21 protein-coding genes and 1 riboswitch are annotated in these 24,592 nt (G+C 46.9%); of the genes, 10 read left to right on the top strand and 11 right to left on the bottom strand.

The genetic code is table 11. The features are described from left to right. Positions 1 to 16: 16 nt before the first annotated feature. The 3 genes from ACUC6J_RS20790 to ACUC6J_RS20780 are packed head-to-tail and all read right to left on the bottom strand — an operon-like array spanning position 17 to position 2,481. Positions 17 to 199 (bottom strand): FeoB-associated Cys-rich membrane protein, encoded by a 183-nt coding sequence (locus ACUC6J_RS20790; RefSeq protein ID WP_117290047.1) that lies wholly within the window; start codon positions 197 to 199, stop codon positions 17 to 19. A 36-nt stretch (positions 200 to 235) separates the two neighbouring features. Continuing rightward, positions 236 to 2,245: a ferrous iron transport protein B gene (gene feoB, locus ACUC6J_RS20785; RefSeq protein WP_025365844.1), complete on the bottom strand. Its 2,010-nt coding sequence runs from the start codon at positions 2,243 to 2,245 to the stop codon at positions 236 to 238. Then, on the bottom strand, positions 2,236 to 2,481 hold the full coding sequence (locus tag ACUC6J_RS20780) for a FeoA family protein (RefSeq protein ID WP_016820309.1): 246 nt from the start codon (positions 2,479 to 2,481) through the stop codon (positions 2,236 to 2,238). The genes feoB and ACUC6J_RS20780 overlap by 10 nt, the downstream gene beginning before the upstream one ends. Before the next feature lie 280 nt (positions 2,482 to 2,761). Here ACUC6J_RS20780 and ACUC6J_RS20775 point away from each other — a divergent pair, with 280 nt between their 5' ends. Beyond that, positions 2,762 to 3,889, top strand: a complete 1,128-nt coding sequence (locus ACUC6J_RS20775) for a transglutaminase domain-containing protein (protein ID WP_017425971.1) — start codon at positions 2,762 to 2,764, stop codon at positions 3,887 to 3,889. Positions 3,890 to 3,937: 48 nt separating this feature from the next. Continuing rightward, complete coding sequence (locus ACUC6J_RS20770; RefSeq protein WP_447249362.1) at positions 3,938 to 5,314, top strand: MFS transporter; 1,377 nt, start codon at positions 3,938 to 3,940, stop codon at positions 5,312 to 5,314. A gap of 122 nt (positions 5,315 to 5,436) precedes the next feature. Here ACUC6J_RS20770 and ACUC6J_RS20765 read toward each other — a convergent pair whose 3' ends face one another. The 4 genes from ACUC6J_RS20765 to ACUC6J_RS20750 form a co-directional block, all read right to left on the bottom strand. Further along, positions 5,437 to 6,903, bottom strand: coding sequence for an amino acid permease (locus tag ACUC6J_RS20765; RefSeq protein WP_016820306.1), 1,467 nt, complete (start codon positions 6,901 to 6,903; stop codon positions 5,437 to 5,439). Between the two features lie 134 nt (positions 6,904 to 7,037). Beyond that, positions 7,038 to 7,240, bottom strand: a riboswitch (Lysine riboswitch). 121 nt (positions 7,241 to 7,361) lie between these two features. Continuing rightward, on the bottom strand, positions 7,362 to 8,495 hold the full coding sequence (locus ACUC6J_RS20760) for a virulence factor (protein ID WP_447249361.1): 1,134 nt from the start codon (positions 8,493 to 8,495) through the stop codon (positions 7,362 to 7,364). A gap of 395 nt (positions 8,496 to 8,890) precedes the next feature. Further along, on the bottom strand, positions 8,891 to 10,123 hold the full coding sequence (locus ACUC6J_RS20755; RefSeq protein WP_447249360.1) for an MFS transporter: 1,233 nt from the start codon (positions 10,121 to 10,123) through the stop codon (positions 8,891 to 8,893). An 89-nt stretch (positions 10,124 to 10,212) separates the two neighbouring features. Next, a complete protein-coding gene (locus tag ACUC6J_RS20750) occupies positions 10,213 to 10,767 on the bottom strand; it encodes a MarR family winged helix-turn-helix transcriptional regulator (protein ID WP_447249359.1) in 555 nt (184 codons plus the stop codon). A 359-nt stretch (positions 10,768 to 11,126) separates the two neighbouring features. Here ACUC6J_RS20750 and ACUC6J_RS20745 point away from each other — a divergent pair, with 359 nt between their 5' ends. The 4 genes from ACUC6J_RS20745 to ACUC6J_RS20730 all read left to right on the top strand — a co-directional run bounded on the left by ACUC6J_RS20745 (position 11,127) and on the right by ACUC6J_RS20730 (position 14,837). Further along, positions 11,127 to 12,473, top strand: coding sequence for a cytochrome ubiquinol oxidase subunit I (locus tag ACUC6J_RS20745; RefSeq protein ID WP_016820302.1), 1,347 nt, complete (start codon positions 11,127 to 11,129; stop codon positions 12,471 to 12,473). After that, positions 12,470 to 13,501, top strand: coding sequence for a cytochrome d ubiquinol oxidase subunit II (locus ACUC6J_RS20740; protein WP_017425966.1), 1,032 nt, complete (start codon positions 12,470 to 12,472; stop codon positions 13,499 to 13,501). Before ACUC6J_RS20745 ends, ACUC6J_RS20740 begins: the two co-directional genes overlap by 4 nt. A 6-nt stretch (positions 13,502 to 13,507) precedes the next feature. Continuing rightward, on the top strand, positions 13,508 to 13,618 hold the full coding sequence (gene cydS, locus ACUC6J_RS20735; RefSeq protein ID WP_014278118.1) for a cytochrome bd oxidase small subunit CydS: 111 nt from the start codon (positions 13,508 to 13,510) through the stop codon (positions 13,616 to 13,618). Between the two features lie 208 nt (positions 13,619 to 13,826). Beyond that, entirely contained in the window at positions 13,827 to 14,837 is a 1,011-nt protein-coding gene (locus tag ACUC6J_RS20730) for an MBL fold metallo-hydrolase (protein ID WP_019688607.1), read from the top strand. Positions 14,838 to 14,929: 92 nt separating this feature from the next. Here ACUC6J_RS20730 and isdG read toward each other — a convergent pair whose 3' ends face one another. The 4 genes from isdG to ACUC6J_RS20710 are packed head-to-tail and all read right to left on the bottom strand — an operon-like array spanning position 14,930 to position 18,055. Then, the gene (gene isdG, locus ACUC6J_RS20725; protein WP_016820299.1) at positions 14,930 to 15,280 is read right to left on the bottom strand and encodes a heme oxygenase; all 351 of its coding nucleotides are present in this window, start codon (positions 15,278 to 15,280) and stop codon (positions 14,930 to 14,932) included. Between the two features lies 1 nt (position 15,281). Then, complete coding sequence (locus tag ACUC6J_RS20720; RefSeq protein ID WP_447249358.1) at positions 15,282 to 16,073, bottom strand: ABC transporter ATP-binding protein; 792 nt, start codon at positions 16,071 to 16,073, stop codon at positions 15,282 to 15,284. Further along, the gene (locus ACUC6J_RS20715; RefSeq protein ID WP_025365838.1) at positions 16,070 to 17,068 is read right to left on the bottom strand and encodes a FecCD family ABC transporter permease; all 999 of its coding nucleotides are present in this window, start codon (positions 17,066 to 17,068) and stop codon (positions 16,070 to 16,072) included. Before ACUC6J_RS20715 ends, ACUC6J_RS20720 begins: the two co-directional genes overlap by 4 nt. 9 nt (positions 17,069 to 17,077) lie before the next feature. Next, entirely contained in the window at positions 17,078 to 18,055 is a 978-nt protein-coding gene (locus ACUC6J_RS20710; RefSeq protein ID WP_019688606.1) for an ABC transporter substrate-binding protein, read from the bottom strand. Between the two features lie 399 nt (positions 18,056 to 18,454). Here ACUC6J_RS20710 and isdC point away from each other — a divergent pair, with 399 nt between their 5' ends. From isdC to ACUC6J_RS20690, 4 genes are all read left to right on the top strand, one after another. Beyond that, positions 18,455 to 18,970, top strand: a complete 516-nt coding sequence (gene isdC, locus ACUC6J_RS20705; protein ID WP_017425961.1) for a heme uptake protein IsdC — start codon at positions 18,455 to 18,457, stop codon at positions 18,968 to 18,970. A 72-nt stretch (positions 18,971 to 19,042) separates the two neighbouring features. Then, the gene (locus tag ACUC6J_RS20700; RefSeq protein ID WP_025365835.1) at positions 19,043 to 19,510 is read left to right on the top strand and encodes an NEAT domain-containing protein; all 468 of its coding nucleotides are present in this window, start codon (positions 19,043 to 19,045) and stop codon (positions 19,508 to 19,510) included. A gap of 31 nt (positions 19,511 to 19,541) precedes the next feature. Beyond that, positions 19,542 to 20,039: an NEAT domain-containing protein gene (locus tag ACUC6J_RS20695; protein WP_016820293.1), complete on the top strand. Its 498-nt coding sequence runs from the start codon at positions 19,542 to 19,544 to the stop codon at positions 20,037 to 20,039. A 99-nt stretch (positions 20,040 to 20,138) separates the two neighbouring features. Next, the gene (locus ACUC6J_RS20690; RefSeq protein WP_447249357.1) at positions 20,139 to 24,506 is read left to right on the top strand and encodes an NEAT domain-containing protein; all 4,368 of its coding nucleotides are present in this window, start codon (positions 20,139 to 20,141) and stop codon (positions 24,504 to 24,506) included. Positions 24,507 to 24,592 lie beyond the last annotated feature (86 nt).

Raw genomic sequence — 24,592 nt, 5'->3', positions numbered from 1 at the left:
CTGAGATGAACTATGGTTAACCTTTGTGAGCTACCGTTGTTATTCTAGTATCTTCATTCACTGAACTCACGGCACAGCCCGGACATGACTTGCTTGATGAACAGCCGGCACAGGCGCCTTGGCGGCTTTTTCGCAAAAATCGTACCAACACCCACGCACTATAACCGAGGATCGCCAATAAAATAATTACATTGATCATGGAATCCACTTCCTTCTATATACTGTAGGGCCTGAATTAACCCCAACCTAATAATCTGCCACACTGATAGATCAAGACGGCGATGATATATGCCACGGTCAAAGGATAGATCACAGAAAATGCAGTCCAGCGCCAAGAGAGTGTCTCTTTGCGAATAACCGCTACCGTGGCCAGACACGGCACATACAACAGAATGAACACCATAAAGCTAAATGAGGCAAGCGGTGTAAAAGCATGACTGACTTGCAGTTCCAATCCCTGCATATCGGGAACGTGGTAAATGATATTCATAGTCGATACGACTACCTCCTTGGCCATAAAACCTGTGAGCAGGGAAGCGCCTGCTTGCCAGGTACCAAAACCAAGAGGGGCCAATAGAGGTGCAAACCATCCTCCAATTGTAGCGAGCAGGCTGTCATCCATTTCTACCCCGAAGCCCTGCGGACCGAAATTGGACAAGAGCCAGATGCCAACGGAGCCTGCAAGAATAATCGTTCCGGCTTTACGGACGAAGCCTTTGACCTTTTCCCATGTGCTGCGAAATAAGGTAAGGGCCTGCGGTACCCGATAGGGAGGGAGCTCCACGATGAAGAGGGAAGGCTCACCTGATAAAATAGATACTTTGGAAAAAATTTTGGCAAGTACAAGCGATACGGTGATCCCTAGCACATACATCAGCATGATAATGCTTGCCGCATGTGACGGGAAAAACACACCTGCAAACAACGCATAGACTGGCAAGCGGGCCGAGCATGACATAAAGGGTACCAGCAACGTTGTAATGAGGCGTTCTCTTGGTTGTTCGATGGTGCGTGCCGCCATAATGGCCGGAACATTACAACCAAATCCAATAATGAAGGGAATGAAGCTTTTCCCGTTCAAGCCAACAGCCTGCATCAAGCGATCCATGAGTATCGTGACCCGTGCCATATACCCAGAGTCTTCAATCACCGAGATAATCAGAAATAAAATAGCAATTTGAGGCAGAAAAACTAGCACACCCCCGACTCCAGCCACGATGCCGTCCACGACTAGACTTTGCGTAAAAGCGGACGCGTTCAGGTGAACGAGTAATTCAGAAATCCAGCTGCTGAGTGTCCCTGAAAAAAATTCATCTAGCATATCTGAAAGAATTGTACCCGCCCAATCGAAGGTAAACTTGAAAGTAGCGTACATCAGCAGTAAAAAGATCGGTATCCCCAAGTACCGATGAGTTAGCAGTGCATCCAGCTTATCAGTCAGACTGTGAGGTCTGAGTTTGGATGTATCAATTGCCTTGCTGCACAGATCAGCAATCCATGCTGTTCGTACAGAACGAATATGCTGAGCAGGGGGGATGGCATACCCTTCCCTGAGAAGCTCTTGTTCGCAACGCTGGATGCGTGCCATTACTTGTTCACGCTGTGTCTCATTCGTCATCCATTCCATGACGACCGGATTGTTTTCCAAACACTGTAATGCGGCCCAACGGAGCTGAGGCACAGATGTATTCGGCAGCAAGTTGCAAATATCCTTAATAGCAGCTTCGACGGCAGGGCCGTAATCCAGTTGAAAAGCATTGGATGTATGTCTGACCTCTCGAAGGGAAGCAAGCATTTGCTTACTTCCGCTACCTGTACGTGCCACCATAGGAATAATGGGAACGTTCAATTGATCAGCCAACAGTTCCTTGTTTACCCGAAGACCGGTGGCATCGGCTACATCAGTCATGTTTAAACCGAGTACAAGCGGACGACCGTATTCCAATAGCTGTACAGTCAGATAAAGATTGCGCTGGAGTTGGGAGGCATCCACGATGTTAATCAGCGCCGCAGGCGGCTCCTCCAGCAAATAACGAGTAGCGACGCCTTCATCCAGCGACAGAGGGAGTAAAGAGTAGGCACCTGGCAAATCCACCAATACGGCAGACTTGTCACGCAGAATTCCTGTTTTCTTTTCCACAGTGACGCCGGACCAGTTGCCTACTTCTGCATACGTACGAGTCAGCTTGTTGAATAATGAGGTTTTCCCTGTATTGGGATTGCCAAAAAGAGCGATCATGTCCATGTCGGAACAACCTCCAGTTGTTTCACTTGATTTTGACGGAGACCGACCAGCTGTCCGTTGCATTCAATAACAATAGGACCGCCCAATAGACTGATCTTTTTTAAGCGTATGATGGAGCCTTCGTTGATGCCCATGTCTGTTAAGCGTCGGCGCAATGAGGGATGAAGAGGGGCAAGAGATTGCAAACGCACAGTTTGGCCTAATGGCGTACGAAGGAGCGAGATACATTCTGGCATGGTGCTCAGCCTTTCTGATCTAGAATGAGAATCAATATCATTTACTTCCGATGCCAGTACCATATCATGAGGAGTACTAGATTGCTGTGATAAAATTCTCTGCGAACGACATGTTTGCCTAAGGTCCCAACTGTTATATAGCAGAGCATGGTGTCACAACCTGCCTTTAAATGCACTCTTACTCGCCTGTAACCGACAAAACTAGAGCGTTTGGGGCAACTGTTTTTATGGTAAGATAGAGCTGTTTACAACTATGCTAAGAAGGGCAGGAACGCTCTGTATGAACAGAAAAATCGGGGTTAGGCTTGTAAAATGTCTGGTTGCAGGTGCGGCGCTGGCTGTGTTGCTGCCGCAGGCTGTAGAGTGGGGCAGCAATGTGTATGCGTCGTCGGTCAAGCCGACTTCCTCCGTATCCTCGCAGCAGCTTCAGAACAAGCTTTTACAGGCAATGGCTACGCGGAGTGAAACGCTGACCTTTACATATCAAGGGCGAGTGAACGGTCTCAAGCAGCAGCTACAGACAGCCATCCAACAGGCGATGGAGAGCGATCCGTATGTGAATTATACGATCAAAAGCTACGCATTCAGCTATACAGGCACAACCACCTCCGCCCAGGTTACGATTCGTTTAAGCTACCGGGAGACGAAGGAACAGACGGCATATGTGGATAGCACAGTTCAAGCTGTGTTGGGGGATATCATTACGAAGGGAATGACGGATCACGAAAAGGTGAAGGCCATTCATGATTGGATCGTCGTTCGCCTGAAGTATGATGAAGCACAGCAAAAGTACACAGCCTACGATGGCCTGAAAACGGGCAGCACAGTGTGTCAGGGTTATTCGCTGTTGGCCTATAAAATGCTCGAACGAGCAGGGATTACGAATCGGATTGTGGAGGGTAGAGCAGGGGGACAGCTGCATGCATGGAATCTTGTTTTATTAGATGGCCGATGGTATCACATGGATACGACATGGGATGACCCGACCCCCGATCGCGCGAACGAGGTAAGCACTTCATATTATCTGCTGACGGATTCAGAAATGCGGCGGGATCACTCATGGGTGAAACAATACCCTCAGGCGAATACATCGTATCGGGAAACCTTATCGGCATTGATAGCTACTGGAGGATCAAAGGCTACCGTGTATCAAAAACTGTACAATAACCTGGAGTATCCATTGCAAGACGGCAAGGGGCTGGTCAAATCATCCGCCGATATCAAGGAGCAGGTTCATAAGGTGATAAATAAGGGAGGAACGTCACTTACCTTCGGCTATCAGGGGACGGAACGAAGTCTCAAGGAGGATTTGCAATCCTTATATCAACTTGGCTTGAAGTCCATTTCCTATCAGATTACGGATCTTGGAAGTACCGGCAATCTTCGTGTAACCCTAAAATGGACCTGATGATTTTGCTGTAAAAAGCTACATTAACAAAGGAGTATTCTAATTTATATGCACAAGCGTTCCTTTACCTATTTGCTTGGCACGCAGACGATGTCCAATGCGGCCGACATTCTTTATATTATGGCACTTGTGTCTCTGGTTTTTCATGAAACGGATTCGATCTTCTCTTCGGTGCTCGTTCCGTTGCTGCGAATGGGTGCACAGATGATCAGCGGCTTTTTGGCACCGCTCATTTTGGCCCGGTTCCAGCTTCCATTTATTTTATTCATTTCCCAGTTCGGACAACTGGCCTTCTTCGCTGTACTGCTGGGCCACTTGTGGTCAGCGGGCACGGAGCCCGTATGGGTGATTGTGTTTGCGTTGGTGACAGCCATGTCCTTTCTGGACGGCTGGACTACACCTGCGCGCAACGCGCTGATTCCCCGCCTTGCTTCCGGGGAAGGGCTCATGCGGGCAAACAGTCTGGTATCGGTCAGCGATCAGACGGTGCAATTAGCGGGGTGGGGGCTTAGTGGGGTGCTCGTAGCTATGCTGGGCTCGGAAAAAACATTGCTGGTGGCTGGCGGTCTGTATATGATAGCGCTGATCTTCACCAGCTTGATTCGAGATCCCCTAGAAGGCAAAGCCCATTATTTGCTTCAGCCTGGAACAAGGGTGCAAAATGGAGATGTCTCAGCTTATGAGGCTGTAACCGAGCCGGGACAAGGGCACCATGACTTGCCTCCCGCACAGTTGGAAGATAAGCTGTATGGTCCGGAATCAGAGAGTCCGTCGGTGCCTCCTAAACGTAAAAAGGAAATACTGCGAGAAGGTTGGAGTCTCATCGGAGCCAGTCGCAGACTGAAGGCTCTTATTTTTATGGATATGATTGACCTGCTGGGGGGATCGGTTTGGGTAGGCGCCTTCACGCTTGCCTTCGCTCAGCAGGTCTTGCACAAGAGCGAGGCATGGTGGGGATACATCAATGCCGCGTATTTTGCAGGGGCGATTGGTGGCGGCATCGTAGTTCTTGCCTGCGTCAAGCTGTTGCAGCGCAGACTGCTGCCCGCCATGCTGGCAGGAATGGCAGGCTATGGACTGCTGACAGCTTGGTATGCACTGAACACATTACCGCCACTAACGCTGCTTATCGTGCTGTTGATGGGGCTACCTGCGGAAATGTCGGTCGTCTCCCGCCGCACGATGATGCAAATGAGTGTGTCGATACATGATTTGCCTAAGGTGCTGTCCGCCCAGGCTACGCTGACAAGCCTGACGTTTTGTATTTCGCTGCTTTTAATGGGCTGGATTGCAGATCATCTGGGTATCGTTAATTTGTACTTGTTTTCAGCAGTCTTGACGCTGATTGCTGTCATATACGGTATTTTTAGTCGTCGTGCCTTATCTATGTCTTTATCAGCTGAAGTAGCTGCTTCTTCCAAATAAACAGAAAAAGCCCGTCTCCGGGCATATACAGGGGAACATGCGGATAACGGTCTTGGGACCAGGTGTATCAGCGTGTTTCCCTGATATGTGGAGACGGGCTTTTTATCACACACGGTATTCTATTATTTATCCGAAGGCGGATTTGAACTCAAATCACATTCTTTTAATGGAACGATTTTAGTACGTTTAATCCATTTGTAGCCAAGCCACAGCAGAAGGAACAGCGGCACACTCATATACGTAGCGATCATCGTTTTCCAGTCAATCTCCTGTCCGGTGAAAGCATCCGTCCCTTGCCCAATAATGACAATGATACATAGAGCAAAGGCGAACAACGGTCCAAACGGGAACCAGCGGGCTTTGTAGGGAAGTTCACTCAGACTGTGACCCTGTGCAGTAAAGGCACGGCGGAAACGATAGTGGCTGACTGCAATCCCAACCCACGTAATGAATCCGCACATTCCAGAGGCATTGAGCAGCCAGTTATAGACTACACCGTCTCCATACAGGGAGGCGAGAAAAGCCAGCATACCAACAGCAGTCGTAATCAGAAGTGCATTCATAGGAATGCCGCGTCGATTGATACGCCCAAGGAAACGGGGGGCTTTACCTTCCCGCGCCAAAGCGTACAGTACCCGAGTCGCTGCATACATACCCGAGTTGCCTGCCGACAATACGGAAGTCAAAATAACGGCGTTCATGACTGAGGCAGCAATGGCAAGCCCCGCTTTTTCAAATACGAGCGTGAACGGACTGACTCCGATATCACTGATATCTCCTCGCAACAGATTCGGATTCGTATACGGAATGATCAAACCAATAACGAGAATCGCGAGAATATAAAAGAACAAGATACGCCAGAAGATTTGACGGATGGCACGTGGCACATTGTCACGCGGATTTTCGCTTTCGCCAGCGGCTACCCCAATTAGCTCGGTTCCCTGAAAGGAAAAGCCCGCAGCCATAAATACGCCCAATACAGCGAAGAATCCACCATGGAACGGGGCATCTCCTACCGTGAAGTTGGCAAATCCCACCGCAGGACCACCCATGATGCCGAAAATCATCAGCACCCCTACGGCCAAAAAGATGATTACAGTCACAATTTTAATCATCGCGAACCAGTATTCGGACTCACCGTAGCCTTTGACCGTCAACGCGTTCAGCAAGAAGATTATGGCCAAGAATAACAGACTCCACCAAGCAGAGTGACTTTCTGGGAACCAGTATTTGATGAGCACGGTCGCTGCTGCCAATTCGGCAGCAATCGTTACTGCCCAGTTGTACCAGAAGTTCCAGCCCATGGCGAAACCAAAAGCCGGATCGACGAAGCGACCTGCATAGGTATTAAAAGAGCCGGATTCAGGCATAAACGTAGCCAACTCACCGAGGCTGGTCATTAAGAAGTAGACCATAAGGCCAACTGCTGCATAAGCCAGCAGGGCACCGCCGGGTCCAGCTTCGGCGACCGCGCCTCCACTGGCGAGGAATAGCCCTGTTCCGATCGAGCCGCCGAGGGCGATCATCGTCATATGGCGGGCTTTGAGACTTTTACGCAAGGTTGCGTCAGGTGTTGCTTTGTGTTGCACGTTCAAACACTCCTTCATGAAATTGTATTTCATGTCAGGGCAAGAGCCAGAAGGAGGGGGAGTATATAAATCAAAAGACCGCAGGGAATACGCCTGCGGTCTTTTCTATGCATTCCGCACCATACCTTCTTCTATAACAAGATAGCTCAACACACGTGTCTGTGTTAGGACATCGCGTGACAGTTCTGCTCCTTTCGGTTAGCAGCCCCAGCATACGGAGTATTTACAAAGAGTCAGCTCCGCATACTTCGGCGGGTGTACCTTTCTACTGGAATCTCAGACGGCTCTTGGCGTCTCCTCCAGTGTACTGATTACATCCGCGACCTCTACCTCATCATAAAACAGGTTGATGAGGTGTATGACATGATATTATATTGTATAGCGAACTACAGTATATCGTACCTGTACACCTTCTGACAATCGACAATTTTTTGAAAATCCACTTATCGATTCTTAAATCAGGAGTTCCGCTTGGCCATCTGCTGCCAAACCGTACCTGCGGCTTGCTCGCCTGATTCGATGCGCTCCAGCGCCATTTTAGCTTGTAGACTGACCTCGAATTCGGGGTCTTCGACGGCCTTCTCCAGCGCATCACGCGCATCCTCGGTCCCAACCTCGTATAGAAAACGGGCTGCACGCCAGCGAACCAGCTTGCTGCTGTCCGATAGGGCTCCGATCATAGCACTGGTAGCGATGGGATCGCCAATGTCCGACAACGTGTCGCCAGCAGTGCGGCGTACTGCCGCTGAAGGATCGCGCAGCGCCTCGAACAGCAGTTCCATCGCCTCCGGTGTACGAATATCGCCCAGATAGACGACTCCCAGCCGCCGCAGCTGCATTTTGTCGTCATGCAGCGCTTGCCGGATCAGCGGCAAATGCTCGGGCGTCGGCTCCAGCCGATCCAGCGCAGCGTAGCGTGTGCGCCAGTCCTCGTGTTGCAGGGCTTGCTTTAGCTCGGCATCGCTCCACTCGCGGCGTTCCTCCACGAATTCGCTGTTGTCCGCGCCGTGGGCAATCGCCTGCTGGATAATTTGTTCCAGCCGATCCTGCGGAAAGGCTGCCTCCAATTCCTGCTCAACCTCGCGGGCAATATCCGGCAGTTCACCGTAGCGGACGCCGTAATCACTCAGCTTACGTTCCTTGATCAGCGTTGCACTTGCTACACGGGTAACGGCTTGCACGAAACGGTCGGACAAGGAAATTCGTTCCTCCTGCTGACCCGCTTTAACTCGAATTTGCATGGGAAGGCCGCGAAAAAATTGTACAAAAACCTGTGCTTCGCCAAACGCTTCCCCAGAGGTTTCCTCTGGTAAATCCCAATTAGCGTCAGCACCTTCCTCGCCTAGCTGATCCCGGACCTGACCCAGAATAGTAGACCAATCGGCATTTCCTTTACGGTCAAGGGCTACAAAATCAGTCGTGTGAAACACGCTTTTGACCCCTTCAATGGCCAGCATACGCCGGATAAATGGGGGAGCCGAACGCTCATTGTCCCGTGTATATGTTCTGCGGATACCCGCTTCCAGCCGCTCATCCAGATGCAGCATCATGGTGTTCGGACTGGGAGTTGGCTCGATAGATGTTATCTTCATAGCTCGGTACAGCCTCCTGTTCAAAAGTTCTCCATATATCATATATAGCTTATCTGTATTGTACCTCATTCTGCGTAGGTCTCCAAAGAGAGAGTTTTCGTTTATAGAGAAAACACAATGACATATATCACATGATTTAGATGAGTATACCTGTTAAATAGGAGTATTTTTGAATGAAAACAGGATGCTATATAAGCCAAACTCGAAAAAATGAACATGAAAACGGAGTAGGCGGAATGGTGCTGTACAAGCGTAGCGGTCGCTTTTGTCCCCGGATTTTTACCCTATTCATAGTTTTATTCTAGAAATCCGGGGACGGTGCGGTGGGAAGTAACATCCGATTGCGCAGTGGCACTATAGGTAACTTTTAAGTTCGATTTTAGTTTGATGTTGTATTATGCATCCCGCTCCAGTGGATCGTTTTGACGGCGGCGAATGAGCAGGGAGGCGATAAGTCCCACAGAAAGAACAGCCGCCAGCAGCATAAATGTAGTCATCTGATTGCCGCCATTCCCCATCAAACGAATGGAAAGCATAGGAGCTATACTCGTACCGGCAAACAGGATGAAGGTATATAGTGAGACCGCTATGGCCCTTGCTGCCCCGCCGAGCTGACCAACTATTGTAATGAGTGAAGGGACACTCAGGGCAATGCCGCTGACAAAACATACACTGAATACCACGATAGCTATTAGAGAATGTGTCATTCCCATCAGCGCCAAGCTAAGGATGGAAAGAAGAAGAGCTGTACGTAATACAAGGTGTACATCGAATTTCAGGGCCAATTTTCCGGCGAAGGGTGAGAGAAGCATGCCGATGATGCCAGCCGACCTGACATATAGCATCTGTCTACTATTCAGGCCAAATTCGGGACTGCCAAGGTAGCTTCCCAAAACCGTATACATGCTCACAAATGACATCAGAAGAACAAAAGCAATCGTGTAGCTTAACCATAAAGGATACGAACGCAGAACGGTCCCCAACTGACCGAAGGCTGCCCAAATGCGAACCCCTCGTTGCGGGGAGGGAGCTTTAGGCAGGAAAAAAAGAACGATCAGGAAGGTGATTGCGTACAAAACACCTAGCATCCGAAATACCATATTCCATCCGATTTGTTCGCTGATGATAATACTAAATACCTGTCCGGCAATACCTGCCACTAGAAAACCGGTGCTGATAAAGCCGATGGCTGTTACCCGTTTTTCGGTTGGAAACATATCTACGGTGTATGCGAGAGCAACGGGGGAAAAGGTGGCTGCCGCCAAGCCCTGAAGCAAGCGTAGTGCAACTAATACAGAATACTGACTGGTTAAGCTGAGGGATAACGAAAGGATCGTCAATGCGAGCAATCCAGCGACGATAATCTGCTTGCGTCCAAAGCGATCAGACAATCCTCCATAAATAAGACATCCCGCTGCAAAGCCTAAGGAAAAGATACTTCCCGGCAGAGCTGCTTCAGCTAGCGTTTTTCCAAATACTTTAGCAAAGAGAGGGACCAAAGGGATCGTCACATACAGGCTGGACATGACGACAACCGCTGACCAGCATAGGATTACAGTCATCCATGCATAAGGGAGAGCAACATTTTCCTTCTGGATAACGGTATCTTTTGTTCGTAGTTTACTCATCAATAGAACACTCCTTCATCATCAAATAAGTAATTTGAAATACAAACAATTAAATATATTAGATAACCTAATTATATGTTCAAAAAAAATTACCTGCCCACCCCCAGTTTGTCTTCCATATGATGATGGATTTTTTCTATAATCCGTGAAAAAACGATCTGCTCCTCGGGCTCCAAAATACTCGCTAGGGAAGCACAGGAAGACCAAAATACAGGGAGCACTTGCTGTACAAGGTGAGAACCCGCTTCTGTAATGCGTACATGAATTTTGCGCCGGTCTGTAGAACTATGTTCTCTGATAATCCAGCCTCGTTGCTCTGTCCAATCCAGGAGGGATGTTACAGATGCACGTCGGATGCCTAGACGGTCAGCAATCATAGAGGGGCTCATCTGAGCCTGGGATTGGTGCAATCTCAATAGCAACAATAAATCTAGCTTACTCTCTGTCAGGCCGTAAGCAGCTAGATCCAAATCTACCGCGTCGAGCACATTATCACCTGTCCATAGCAAGAAGAGACCAATACGAGCAAGTCGCCGGTCTGTTTCTGCAAGGGCAGTTTGATCCATTAACTCTAGATAAGGTTCTGGTCCCAGACGAGGAAGAGATTGCTGGATGGAGTCCCGCTTACTATGTTTTGGCGGCATAAGTTCACTCTTTTCATATAATTAGGTTATCTAACTATATATCAATATAACGTATTGTCATGAATAAAACAATATCTAGAAAGAAATACTGCTACATTCAATACAGAAGCAGGGTTAAAAATCAGCTGAATGAACCAAACTGTAAATAGGTTACCAAAATGCGCCAAAAGATAAGTGAAGGAGGCGTTCCTATGTTCCGCAAGCAGGAAAGAACGCTCATTATTGTATGTATAGTAATTGCGGCCATTATGCTATATGCCGTAATTAAAAGCATAGCTCGCTTGACTCCCTAGTTGGTAATCAAGAGTGAATTCGAAGTTTTCCCTATTAAAAATGAGAAATGAAGGAGTGAAACCCATTTGTCTTCACTGGACCCTGTATTGCTAAGCCGGATGCTGACCGGAATTACCCTGTTTGTTCATATCGTATTTGCATCCATCGGCGTTGGCGTACCCTTAATGATTGCACTTGCAGAATGGCGCGGGCTGCGAACTGGTGATCCGCATTATACACTGCTGGCACGGCGGTGGGCTCGGGGGTTTGTCATTACTGTCGCCGTGGGCGTCGTGACAGGCACCTCCATTGGTCTACAGCTCAGTTTGCTGTGGCCTACCTTTATGCGGGTGGCCGGACAAGCGATTGCGCTACCCCTGTTTTTAGAGACGTTTGCTTTCTTTATCGAAGCAATATTCCTAGGCATCTATTTGTATACCTGGGATCGGTTTAAAAGTAAATATTTTCACTTGATGCTGCTCATCCCGGTAGCGATTGCCTCGTCTGCCTCAGCGGTTTTTATTACGACTGTGAACTCGTTCATGAACCAACCTCAAGGCTTTACACTCAAAAATGGAGTCATGACCAATATTCATCCCATCGAGGCTATGCTAAACCCGGCCACGCCGACCAAAGTGTCCCATGTACTGGCTTCCTCGTATACATTGAGCGCAGGGGTGCTGATGGGGCTGGCTGCTTACAGCATGCTGCGGGGGCGTAATCACCCTTATTTTAAAAAGGCGCTGAAGCTGACGGCCACCTGTACCATTGTATTTGCCATCAGTACAGTGCTGATAGGAGACGCATCCGGTAAATTTCTGGCCAAATATCAGCCGGAGAAGTTGGCTGCCGCCGAATGGCATTTTGATACGATGACACACGCCCCCTTTGTATATGGCGGCTTTATGGACGAAAACGGTGAAATCAAATATGCCCTGAAAGTGCCTTATGCACTTAGTATCCTGGCAGGTAATTTGCCTAGTACGGAGGTTAAGGGGTTAAATGACTATCCGGTGGAGGAGCGTCCGCCGCTGTCTATTCATTATATGTTTGACCTCAAGATCACCACAGGAGTGCTGATTCTCGTCATCCCACTGCTGTATCTGATCCGTAAGCGTTTGCCAGGTCGCAAACCCTACCCCAAATGGCTGCTGCTAGCGCTCATTCTGGTCGGACCGATGGCGATGGTAGCTATTGAGCTGGGCTGGATGTTTGCAGAGGTCGGCAGACAGCCGTGGATTTTACGCGGATATATGAAGGTGTCCGAAGCAGCAACCACTTCTACAAGTGTTGGGTGGATGCTAGTGTTGTTTGTTATTTTGTATCTGGTGTTGTGCTTCTCGGCCATCAAGGTACTCAGCAAGCTATTCCGTAATAAGGATGCCGTGGAAGAGATAAGACAGCTGGGCCTGGAAGGGGCTGAAGGCAAGTGAGCTATGAAATTGTAGGTATCGCTATATTGTGGACCTTCCTGTTTGGATATTTGCTTGTGGCGTCCATTGATTTTGGTGCAGGCTTTTTCAGCTTTTACAGCGTGCTGACAGGCCACCAGAATAAAATCCACAATATCATTCAACGATATCTGTCTCCGGTATGGGAGGTAACGAACGTATTTCTCATCTTTTTTGTGGTGGGATTAAACGGGTTCTTCCCGGATGCGGCTTATTACTATGGTACGGCGTTACTCGTTCCCGGCAGTATTGCGATTGTGCTGCTCGCGATCCGGGGAGTATATTATGCTTACAATACCTATGGGCATTCGGGTAAAAATAATATCGTCTACATGGCATTGTACGGTGCGACTGGGCTGCTGATTCCCGCAGCACTGTCGACGGTCCTCGCTATTTCAGAAGGCGGCATTATTATAGAGAACAGCACAGGTGTTCATCTGCAATGGGGCCAGCTATTAAGCAACCCTTACACGTGGGCAGTTATTATTCTGGCGCTGGTGAGTGTATTGTATATATCGGCGATGTTTTTGTCCTTTTATGCCAAAAGGGCAGGGGACAAGGTAGCTTTTGAAATCGTACGAGGGTACGCGTTACTTTGGAGTGCTCCTACGATTTTGGCGAGTTTGTTCGCATTTTTCCAGATTAACAAACAAAATCCAGACCATTTTGCCAATATGCTTAGTATGGCCTGGATGTTTGTCGCATCCTTCATATGCTTTGTGGGAGCAGTGTATCTGGTCTGGCAGCGGCGGCATTTGGGTATCTCCTTCATCCTGGTGATGCTGCAATTTGCATTTGCCTGGTATGGCTATGGCCGCTCACATCTTCCGTATGTTCTGTATCCCTACATTAATGTATATAACAGCTTTACGAACTCTACGATGGCGTATGCATTGATTACGGCGTTTGTTGCGGGTCTGCTGGTGCTGATTCCTTCGCTGATCCTGATATTGAGATTGTTTCTGTTCGATGCAAAGTATGTACGAGGACAAGCGGGAAAGAAGGGGTGAGTTAGAGTGGTTGCTTTCGAGCATTTTACGATCATGTATGAGTCGCCGATCATTATCGTGGTGGCGATTGTGTTTTTGTTTATTTATTCGGCACGCTTTAAAAATCCACAGGACTGACAATCATGTGGAGCAGGCCTTCTGATAGATCCGGGAGGTCTGTTTTTGCTGTATTATCGCAGAATTTCCTTTACAGATGTGATTGAATTATACTTTACATAGTTCAGGATGTTGCATCATTTCATGATCACATTTGAGTGACAATATAGAGTTAAATTGAACCGTTGTGTTTTTTGGAGAACGGGTCTGTCAGGGAGGGGGCTGCATCATGCCTAAAGTGCGTTTTAACAATATGGATCATGTAAATACCGATAAAACCATCAAGCAATTCAGACAATGGCGGCAGGAGCGACGCAGCAAAATAAAGGATTACACGTTCGTTGTGCCCAACCATCTCCCGGAGCTGGAGTTTCTGCATAGTAATCGGGAAATGGCGACGGCGACCTGGGTGGGCCATTCAACCTTTTTCATTCAGTACCTTGGGCTGAATATGGTCACCGATCCGGTGTGGGCAGAGCGTATGGCTTTTGATAAAAGATTGGCTCCGCCCGGCATTCGCATTCAGGATGTGCCACCGCTGGATATCATTCTGCTGTCACATTCGCATTATGATCATTTACATTTGGCATCGTTGCGGAAGTTATATCGTGCAGATACATTGATACTCGTCCCCTCGGGGTTAAAGTCGAAAATGATCCGCAAAGGCTTTCGCAACTGCCATGAGCTGCAATGGTGGGAGCATTTTACGGTAGGTGGAGTGCGGATTACATTTGTTCCGGCACAGCACTGGACACGGCGTACGCCGTTTGATACCAATACTTCACATTGGGGTGGATACGTTCTGCAAAGTGAGCAGCAGGTGATCGGTTCTGCCACGTCTGTTGCAGGCTCAGATGCTCACGCAGAATCAGACTCAGCGGAGGCACCTACGTTGTATTTTGTGGGAGACACCGGATATTTCCGTGGGTTTAAGGAGATTGGCGAGCGCTTTGCTATTGATCTGACCTTTATGCCGATTGGTGCGTATGAACCGGAATGGTTCATGACCTCACAGCATGTGACACCGGAGGAGGCGTTGCAGGGCTTTGTGGATTGCGGCGCAGATCAGATGATCCCGATGCACTATGGAGCCTTTAAGCTGGCGGACGATACGCCGAGAGAGGCGCTGGATCGTCTTGAAGTGGAGCGAGAGCGCTTGGGGATTGCAAAGGAACGCATCCATGTACTGGGGCACGGAGAGACGCTGAAAATTGGGCGCCGTTGCTCAACCAGAATCTGAAGGGTTCAGTAACGTATATAAAATAAGCGACTCGGTGGACAATGAATTTGCCTGCCGAGCCGCTTTTTTTAGTTTTAGGCTACCGTCCAGAATTAAACGGCTTCGATATCACTCGCCAAAGAGGAATCATTGTTCGAGATGGGATGACGAACGATTTTAACCTCATAAAATGTGATTTTGTTTTCAATAATATAGTCTGGAATTTGACGGTGGTTGTGGGATTCGCGGAACGCTTCACTTTTCGTCCAGCCTTGGAAGTTCTCTTTTTCCTGCCAGCGTGTGCTAATCGTTACTTCCTCATAATCCTTCGTGTTTTCCGTCAACAGCACTTCCAGACCGAGGAAGCCTTCCATTTTTTCAACCTGTCCTTCTTTGTTAAATCTTTCGATGAGCAGGTGGGCATTACCCGGTGTAATTTTAGATGTATTTGTAACGATAACCATATTAAATTCCTCCTGAATGATGTGGTATGGTCGGTATAATAACCGGATAGCCATCCTCAAATTTGATGGTAGCGTTCATTTCATAAATGTCGCGAAGAAAAGCAGACGTCAAAATCTGACGGGGTTCGCCAGCGACGGCGATTCGTCCCTTTTTAAGCGCAATCATATGATGACAATAGGCCGCAGCTTGCTGCAAATCATGCAGTACCATAACAATCGTCAAGCCGGACTCGTGATTGATACGCCGCAGCATATCCATAACTTCAAATTGATGGGCGATATCCAGAAAAGTGGTCGGTTCATCGAGTAAAAGAATACCCGTTTGTTGGGCCAAGGCCATTGCAATTCGCGCTTTTTGTTGTTCACCTCCCGATAGAGTATGGAACATCCGATCTGCATAGGGCTTGATGCCTGTGATTTCTAGGACATGGTCGATAATATGCTGGTCTTGTCTGGTAGGACTTGTCCTCAAACCCTTGGTATGAGGGGATCTTCCGTAAGCGACCAGCTCACGGACTGTTAATAACGGCAGCATGTCCTTCATTTGCGGCAGCATGGTAATCGTCTGGGCAAAATCACGCCGTTTATATTCCTCTACGGGCCTGCCCAGTACGGAAACCTTGCCCTGATCCTGCTTGAGCAGCCGGGTCAAAATCCGCAAAAGCGTAGACTTGCCTGAGCCGTTGGGACCGACAATGGCAGTGAGTTGTCCGGCGGGCAAGGTAATGTTCACATCGTCCAGCTGGAAATATCCGCGTTGTAAGGAAAGATGCTTACCCTGAATGGCTGTCATCCGAAATTCCCCCGTTTCTTGAGCAGGATTAAGAAGAACGGTGCCCCAATGACGGCCAGCAAAATACCGACAGGCAGCTCAATTGGGTCAAACCAAGAGCGTGCCACTGTATCCGCCAGGACAACCAGTGTTCCGCCGCCCACAATGGAAAGGGGGAGGAGGAAACGATAATCTTCCCCGATGAGCAGCCTTATAACGTGGGGAACGACCAGTCCTACGAACCCGATCAGCCCGGCTACACTGACCGCCGTGCCGGCGAGCAGGGCAGAAAGCAAGATAATGAGCATCCGTTGAAGCTCTACCCGCTGGCCCAGCAGCTGTGCTGAATCATCACCCAATAGCAACAAATTTGCAGGCTTAATGGCAAACAAAGAGGCGATTAAGCCAATGATAGCGTAAGGAGCCATGAACTCCAGATGATGCCAGCTTCGTCCATTTAACCCGCCAGATAGCCAAGGAAGTACAGCCTGTACGCGGTCGCTGTACATGACCATTACTCCGTTGGTGAGCGCGCCCAGCAACGCGTTGATTGCAACACCAGCCAGTACAATTTTGACAGGGGAAGCCCCTCGGTCCCAAGCCAGCAGGTAAATGACGATCGCACTCAGAAAGGCTCCCAAAAAGGCGGTTACCGGAAGAAGGTAACTAAGCTGTGGAAGCATCACCATCGTAATGACGGCTGCAAGCCCACCTCCAGCCGATACACCAATAATGCCTGGGTCAGCCAATGGATTTTTCATGACGCCTTGAAGAAGTGCTCCTGAAGCTGCGAGACAAGCGCCTACCAGTAAACCCACCAACACTCTGGGTAGTCGGAGATCCATTAGGATCGTGCGATATGTGGATTCATCATTATGTAGCAAAACCTGATTGATTTCTTGAAGTGGAATCGACACCGAACCGTAGGCTAGACCGTACACAGAGACAGCTAGCAGTAAGATCGGAAGGGTAATCCAGGCGATGGTGCGTCTTCTGGTGCGCTGTAGTTTGTTCATCGTCATCGCCTATTTCGCCGGATACAGCTTTTGGTGCATCAAATCCAGCGCTTTAGTGACCCGTGTCCCCGGATTCGTCCCGAACAAATCTGAAGGTAAAACTTCGACCTGATTGTTTTGGACTGCCCTGATTCCGTTCCAAGCTGCATTTTCCTGCATTTCCTTTATAAATGCGGCTTTAACCTCTTCCGTATTACCATGGGTCATGATGAAAATGTAATCAGGGTCAGCCTGTACGATGCGTTCTGTGTTCAACTGCGCATATTGCGGGAAATTTTGCAGGCCCGGAAAATCAGCGGCGATATTGGAGCCACCTGCAACTTCCAAAATATTTCCGCCTAGAGAATTCGGCAGCGCCGCCATGTACGTGGCCGGGGCTCCGTAAACCAGCAACACCTTCGGTTTGGAGGTAGAGGCTGTTTCTTTTTGCAGCTTGACTACCTGTTGGTCAATTTGTTGGTTCAGCTTTACGGCCCCGGCCTGCTTTTGCAGTAATTGTCCGAACAGCGTAATTTGTGACTGGATATCCTGAACGGAATTGGCCCCAGTCAGCAGCAGTTGTGAACCGACTCCTTCAATAGCTGGAATGTCTTTTTCATTCATAGGATAATTGCCTAGCACGACATCCGGTTTGAGCATCGTGATTTTCTCCAGATCCACTTCATGGGTGGAGCCTATTTGCTGAACATTTTCAGCAGCAGGTACGACGGAAGGTCCATTGGAGTTGGGTCTGCCCACGGCTGTCCCGCCTAATGCGTAAATAATATCCAGATCGCCATTGCTGAGCGCAACGATATGTTGAGGGACCTTTTGAAACGCCAACGTCCGTTTTGAAAAATCAGTAACTTGAATCGTCGCGCCGCTTGTCGTGCTTGAAGCGGTAGATACGGAAGCGCTGGCTGGTTTGTGATCTGCGGAGGTACCATTACTACATCCGGTAACTGCCAATAAAAGCGCTGCGGACGACCACAACACATAAGATTTCATGTTATTCCTCCTGCAATTTTCAAGTTAAACAATAATGATAATCATTTTCATTTATGTATAAGAGAATGATAATGAATATCACTGAGTATTGTCAATTGAAAAAAGCAATTTTTTAAATAAATTTTGAACTAAAAACAAAAGAGAGTCATTCGAATTATAGAAGAAGGAACTACAAATTTTTATTAAAAAATAGCATATATCAAGGGATTACGTACACACAAATACATATTGACATTTTCGAAAAGTGTAAGATATATTGGTGATGGGTTTACTTGATTTTGCGAAATTATGGAATAGAGAGGTGGGGAGACAAGCTCGAAAAGAGCTATTTTTTTTAAATTATTAATTGAGAATGATAATCAATTAGTTATATTCTCGTGGGGAGGGACTGCTGTCAAAATGAAGAAGGGGTATTCTGCAATTATTGCTGTGTTTCTGCTGGTGAGTGTGCTGAGCTTTTGGCCAACTTCGTCATCTGTAGGAGCCGCTGCGGCTTCTCCGAAATTGGCGGATGGTACATACACGCTCAAATACAATATTCTCAAGGCAGAAAATGATTCGGTGTCCATGGCAAATGATTATTTTGAAAAACCAGCTAAGTTGTATGTAAAAAAAGGTCAAATGACCATGCAAATTAAGCTGAATCATAGCGAATGGACAACCGGGTTTAAAGTGGATTACAAAGGTAAAATCATTGATACCAAGGTCATCCAAAAGGATGCCAAAGCCGATACTCGCACCGTGCAATTTCCCATTGCGAGTGTCAACAGCCCGTTGATCTCTAAAATCCATGTTACTGTCCCTGCTTACAATTACGATCATGACTATACGATCCGCTTCGCTTTTGATTCCAAAAGCATCAAAAAAGTTGCAGCCGTCCAGTCAGCGAAATCAGCCAAATCTTCCAAAAAGTAAATTGAAGCCATCTTTATCGTTCATAAAATCAACATAAATTCAAGCATAAAAAATTGAGGAGTGTGTGTAGATATGAATATGGTAATGAATCGCTTTGAGCAATTTTCTTTCAAGAAGGCATTCGTAGCACTGATCATGACAGCACTTGTTTTTGCACTGATGGCTCCACTTTCTGCTAAAGCAGCAGCAGCCGACGGCACGTATAACGTAGATTATACCGTTCTGAAGGATCAAACCAATGAAACTTCTCGATTGGACAGCTATCTGACGAAGCCTGCTCAGGTTACGGTAGCTAATGGCAAAAATGTTGTTCGTCTGACTGTGAAAAGCAGCAATCTGATTACGGCGTTCAAAGTAGAGCAAAATGGCGTATTGCAAGATGCGACTGTAGTAAGCACAAATCCGGCGAACAACACTCGTGTCGTGGAATTCGAAGTGGCTGACCTGAATGCCAAAGTAAATGCTTACGCTGAAATTACCATCCCAGTGATTGGCTACACAGGCAAGTACGATGTACAACTGCAATTCGACGAAATCTAATCCAAAATAAAACGTAAAAGGAGATTAAAACATGAACATGATTATGAATCGTATGGAGAAATTGTCTCTAAAAAAAGTAATGCTCACTGTATTGATGGCTGCGCTTGTTTTTGTGGTACTAGCCCCATTCTCAGCTAATCAAGCGAACGCGGCTTTGCCTAATGGAACGTATCAATTGCCTTATACCGTTTATAAAGATGGAACCACTGAGCCTTCTTACATGGATACCAATGGTTATGTAAAAAAACCAGCCACACTGATTGTTACGAATGGTCAATACAAAGTGCGAGTAGCTATTACTAAAAGTGCTTGGGTTACTGAATTCAAAACGCAACAAAACGGCCAGTATGTGAATGCGACTGTGGTAAGTACATCAGGTGATACAAGAATAGTAGAGTTTCCTGTAAGTAATTTTGCTCAAAAATTGAACGTTAAGTTGCATGTAAGTGTACCAAAAGAATACACTGGCGGCATTCCTTACGATCACGACTATGTTGTTCAATTCCAATTCGACGACAGTGATATCTAAGGGTTTCTTTTTGAGATAATGATTTTGAACTGAATGCTCATTTGGAGCTTAGTTCCAAAGCTCCAAATGAGTATATTTTAAGTAGGGGGATACATCACCTTGAAAAGCCGATTGAACAAATATATTACGACATTCGCTGCTATTCTAATGTTGTTTTCTTTATTTTCACCATACGCAGGAGCAACACCCGAGGATGAATCCACTTCGTCGAATTTGCCTGACTCAAGCACTACAGTGACTAGTGCTACGTATGCTACTTATGAGTATCCGGTAGAACTGCCCGGTCCATATGTTGAGCCTACGAATGCTATAACAACAACTGAAGCGACTTATGCAGATGGAGAATACCTGATTGATTATAAGCCTTTGCGCAAGACAGTCAGTGGAAGCACCAAGGATTCAAGTTTTAAAACAAATTATACCTACCCTGGAGATTTGATTATTAAAGATGGAAAATACCATTTTTCATTTAAATTTGCAGAGGCTCAAGGGCTTTCGAAATTTCTAGTTGAACAAAACGGGGAAACGGTTCCCGCCAAAATAGAAGTAGATTCCGGAAAAGCTTCGGGAACGGTAAGCTTCGATGTTTATGATTTTCATCAAAATGTAAATACGGAGTTTGGATTTAACAGCAGTTCTCCATGGTATGTAGATACCGATCCGGACCGTTCAGTGAAGGAATGGATTGAGTTTGATCCTTCCAGTTTGAGACTTAAAAACTCAACCGAGAATCCAACCGTTCCACCAGTGACACCACCGGTAACGCCTCCTGGCACAGGAGAAAAGTTAGCTGATTTGGACTTTACCCTCTTGAAAGATGGAACAGAGGAAAAGTCCATGATGGATGGGTATACGGAGAAGCCAGGCTCGCTAATTGAGCGTGGAGGCAAACAATATGCCCAGTTTACGTTAAAGAATAGTAAGCAAATTGATGGCTTTAAGGTAGAGCAAAATGGAGTGTTAACTGACACCTCTATTGTAAGTGAAGACCAGAATGCGAATACACGAGTTATCGAGTTTGAAGTAAAAGAACTACCAGCCAAGCTGAATGCATGGGTGAGCATCAACTGGCCTGAGTTGGGCTACGTGCATACTTATAATGTAGATCTGCAGTTGGCTTCTGTACCTGTACCAACAACTTTGGCGGATGGAACGTACTCTATTAACTTTGATACTTTGCATGCAACCAAAGATCAGCCATCGGCCATGGCCCAATATCTGTTGTCTCCGGCGACTTTGACGGTATTGAAGGGACAAAAAGAAGTTTCCTTCACCATTAAAGACAGCACTACCGTAACAGAATTCAAAACAGAGCAAAACGGGACACTTACGGATGCAGATATTATAAGTGAGGACAAGACAGCCAACACGCGTGTTGTGAAATTCAAGGTAGCTGATTTGGACGCAATTTTGAATGCACAGGTCCATGTGAGCACGACTTATCCAGGTGGGGTTTATGAGATGGACCATAAACTTCGTCTTCAGTTCGATAAAAATAGTATCACAGAAAATGGAAGCTCTCCAGAAACGACATCCAATCTGGACTTCACTCTTTTGAAGGATGGAACGAATGAAGTTTCTATGATGGATGGGTATACGGGGAAACCAGGCACCTTGATTGAACGTAATGGCAAGAAGTATGTTCGTTTCACCTTGAAAAACAGTAAACAAATTGATGGTTTTAAGGTAGAACAAAACGGAGTATTAACTAATGTTGCTACAGTAAGTGAAGACAAAACTGCGAATACACGAGTTATTGAATTCGAGGTTAAAGAAATACCTGCTAAGTTAAGCGCATGGGTAAGTATCAACTGGCCTGAACTGGGCTACGTGCATACCTATAATGTAGATCTTCAATTGGCTTCTGCACCTACATCACCTAGCTTGGCAGATGGAACGTATGCTATTAACTTTAATACCCTGCATGCAACCAAAGATCAGCCATCCGCAATGGCGCAATATCTGTTATCTCCAGCGACTTTAACGGTAGCAAAAGGACAAAAAGAGGTTTCCTTCACCATTAAAGACAGCACTACCGTAACAGAGTTCAAGACAGAACAAAACGGGACATTAACGGATGCAGATATTGTAAGCGAGGACAAGACAGCCAACACGCGTGTTGTGAAATTCAAGGTAGCTGATTTGGACGCAATTTTGAATGCACAAGTGCATGTGAGCACGACCTATCCAGGTGGGGTTTATGAAATGGATCATAAGCTTCGTCTTCAATTTGATAAAAACAGCATTACAAATGCTCCAACCCCGGTTGATCCTGGGACGCCAGGTACACCAGGCACGCCTGGAAAGAATTTAGCTGATGGAACGTATTCAATTAATTTTGATGCGTTGCACGCAACCAAAGATCAAAAATCGGCCATGGCGCAATATTTATTGTCTCCGGCTACGCTGACGGTATCGAAGGGCAAGTATGAAGCCTCCTTTACGATTAAAGACAGCACCACCGTGACAGAGTTCAAAACAGAACAAAACGGGACGTTGACAGATGCAGATATCGTTAGTGAGGATAAGAATGCGAATACACGTGTTGTGAAATTCAAGGTGGCCGATTTGGACGCTATTCTGAATGCACAGGTGCATGTGAGCACGACCTATCCAGGTGGGGTTTATGAGATGGATCATAAGCTTCGTCTTCAATTTGATCGCAGCAGCATTACAGCTAAAGGACCGGATAACGGAACCACAACTCCAGTGGAAAATGGCAGATACAGCATTGATTTCTCCGTACTCAAAAACGGAAGCAATGAAATATCTGTGATGGATGGATATATGCAAAAGCCAGCCACACTGTTAAAACAGTCCGGTAAAAATATCATTCAAATTAAAATGGACAAGAGCAGCTGGATTAAAACGTTTAAAGTAAATGGTTCTGAAGCTCAGGTGGTTGAACAGTCCACCTCTGCAGACACAAGAACAGTACAATTTGAAGTACCTAATCTGTCAGATAAAGTTACAGTGAACACGCATGTCATCGTACCTGGATTAGATTTGGGTGGCATCCCTTATGACCACGTATATGATGTGCAGTTCCAATTCGAGCCTGCCACCATTCGCAGCTTTGTTGAGCCTACCTCTTCAGGGGCGGCTGATCCTATCGTTAAACTGGATTTTGACAAGCTTGCCAATGGGAAATATGCATTGAAATTCACCATTGTGCTGCCAGATGGCATCACAGGATCTGAATCTCCGGCTCAACGCTTCATCACTAATGAACCAGCGCAATTGGTCGTGGAAGGCGACAAACGGTTTGTAGGTCTGAAGCTGCAAAACAGCAATGAAGTTAAGGCGCTGCGCATTTGGGATAACGCAAGTGGAGGTTATCAGGATGCAGAAGTGACCCGGGAAGATGCAGCAAGTAATACGAAGGACGTTCGTTTCAGTGTAAGTGACTTTAAGAACAACGTAAAAGGTCAACTGGTTGTCTACGATGCTCCAAAAGTGGCAAGTAGCGCTCCGATGGTTTTCAAGGCGGAGGATCGAGTAGAAAAGGTATATGATTTTGAATTTAAATTCGATACCAGTAATGTATCTTATCACAACGAAACAAAAGCAGACGAAGTAGAACAGGGGAAAAATAACTTAGCCGATGGAGAGTACACTGCGAACTTCCGTGTGCTTGCAAACGGAACGGACAAGGATTCTTTGGTGGCTCCATTTGTACAGAGTCTGGCCAAGTTGATTGTGAAAAATGGTAAGGTTCAGGCTCATGTAACCGTAACAGACAATCAGGCTTTGAAATTATTCCAAACGGACTTTGAGGGCCGCTACGCGAATCCGACGATTGTGGGTACCGACACAAAAGGTGATACACACACAATTGCCTTCGAAGTACCCGATCTGGATAAAAAGCTGAGTGTGTACACACAGGTATATCTGCCTGAGAAATACATTTTTAATGAGAAATTCGGCGGACAGATTCAATTTGACCGTGCATCGCTCAAAGGTGAAGGAGTTAATGCAGCTACAACTGCAACCGCTACTGAATCGGCAGCAGCTTCTACGGACAAAGCAACAGAAACGACCACCTCGGTAGCTGAAGCAAAACCAGCAGTTGAGCAACCAGTTCAACCTGCTTCCGAGAAGCAATACACGATCAATTACAACGTATTTAAAGACAAAACGAATGAAGCGTCCGTCATGGATGGTTATCTCGATAAACCAGCCACATTGATTGAAAAGGGAGACAAGCGCTATATCCAAATCACTTTGAAAAACAGCTCTTGGATGCCGACTCTACAAGTGGAGCAAAACGGTACCCTAAAAGATGTGGAAGTGATCTCGACATCCGGTGATACACGTATCGTTCAATTTGAGGTAGGGGACTTGTCTCAGAAAATCAGTGCTTACACACACGTTATTGTGCCTGGTTTGGTCCTAGGCGGAGTACCGTATGATCACTGGTATACGGTTCAGTTCCAATTTGATGAAGCAAGCCTAAAGGTGAAATAATCTCAGGTTATGGCATCAATGAAGCCTGAATAACAGCAAAGTTTGTATGCGAGCAAGTCTTGGTGTCCCGGCATCAAGACTTGTCA

This window comes from Paenibacillus sp. JJ1683, assembly GCF_053006485.1.
The sequence above is the reverse complement of the archived record's forward strand: the minus strand, read 5'-3'. Positions and strand labels throughout refer to the sequence as shown.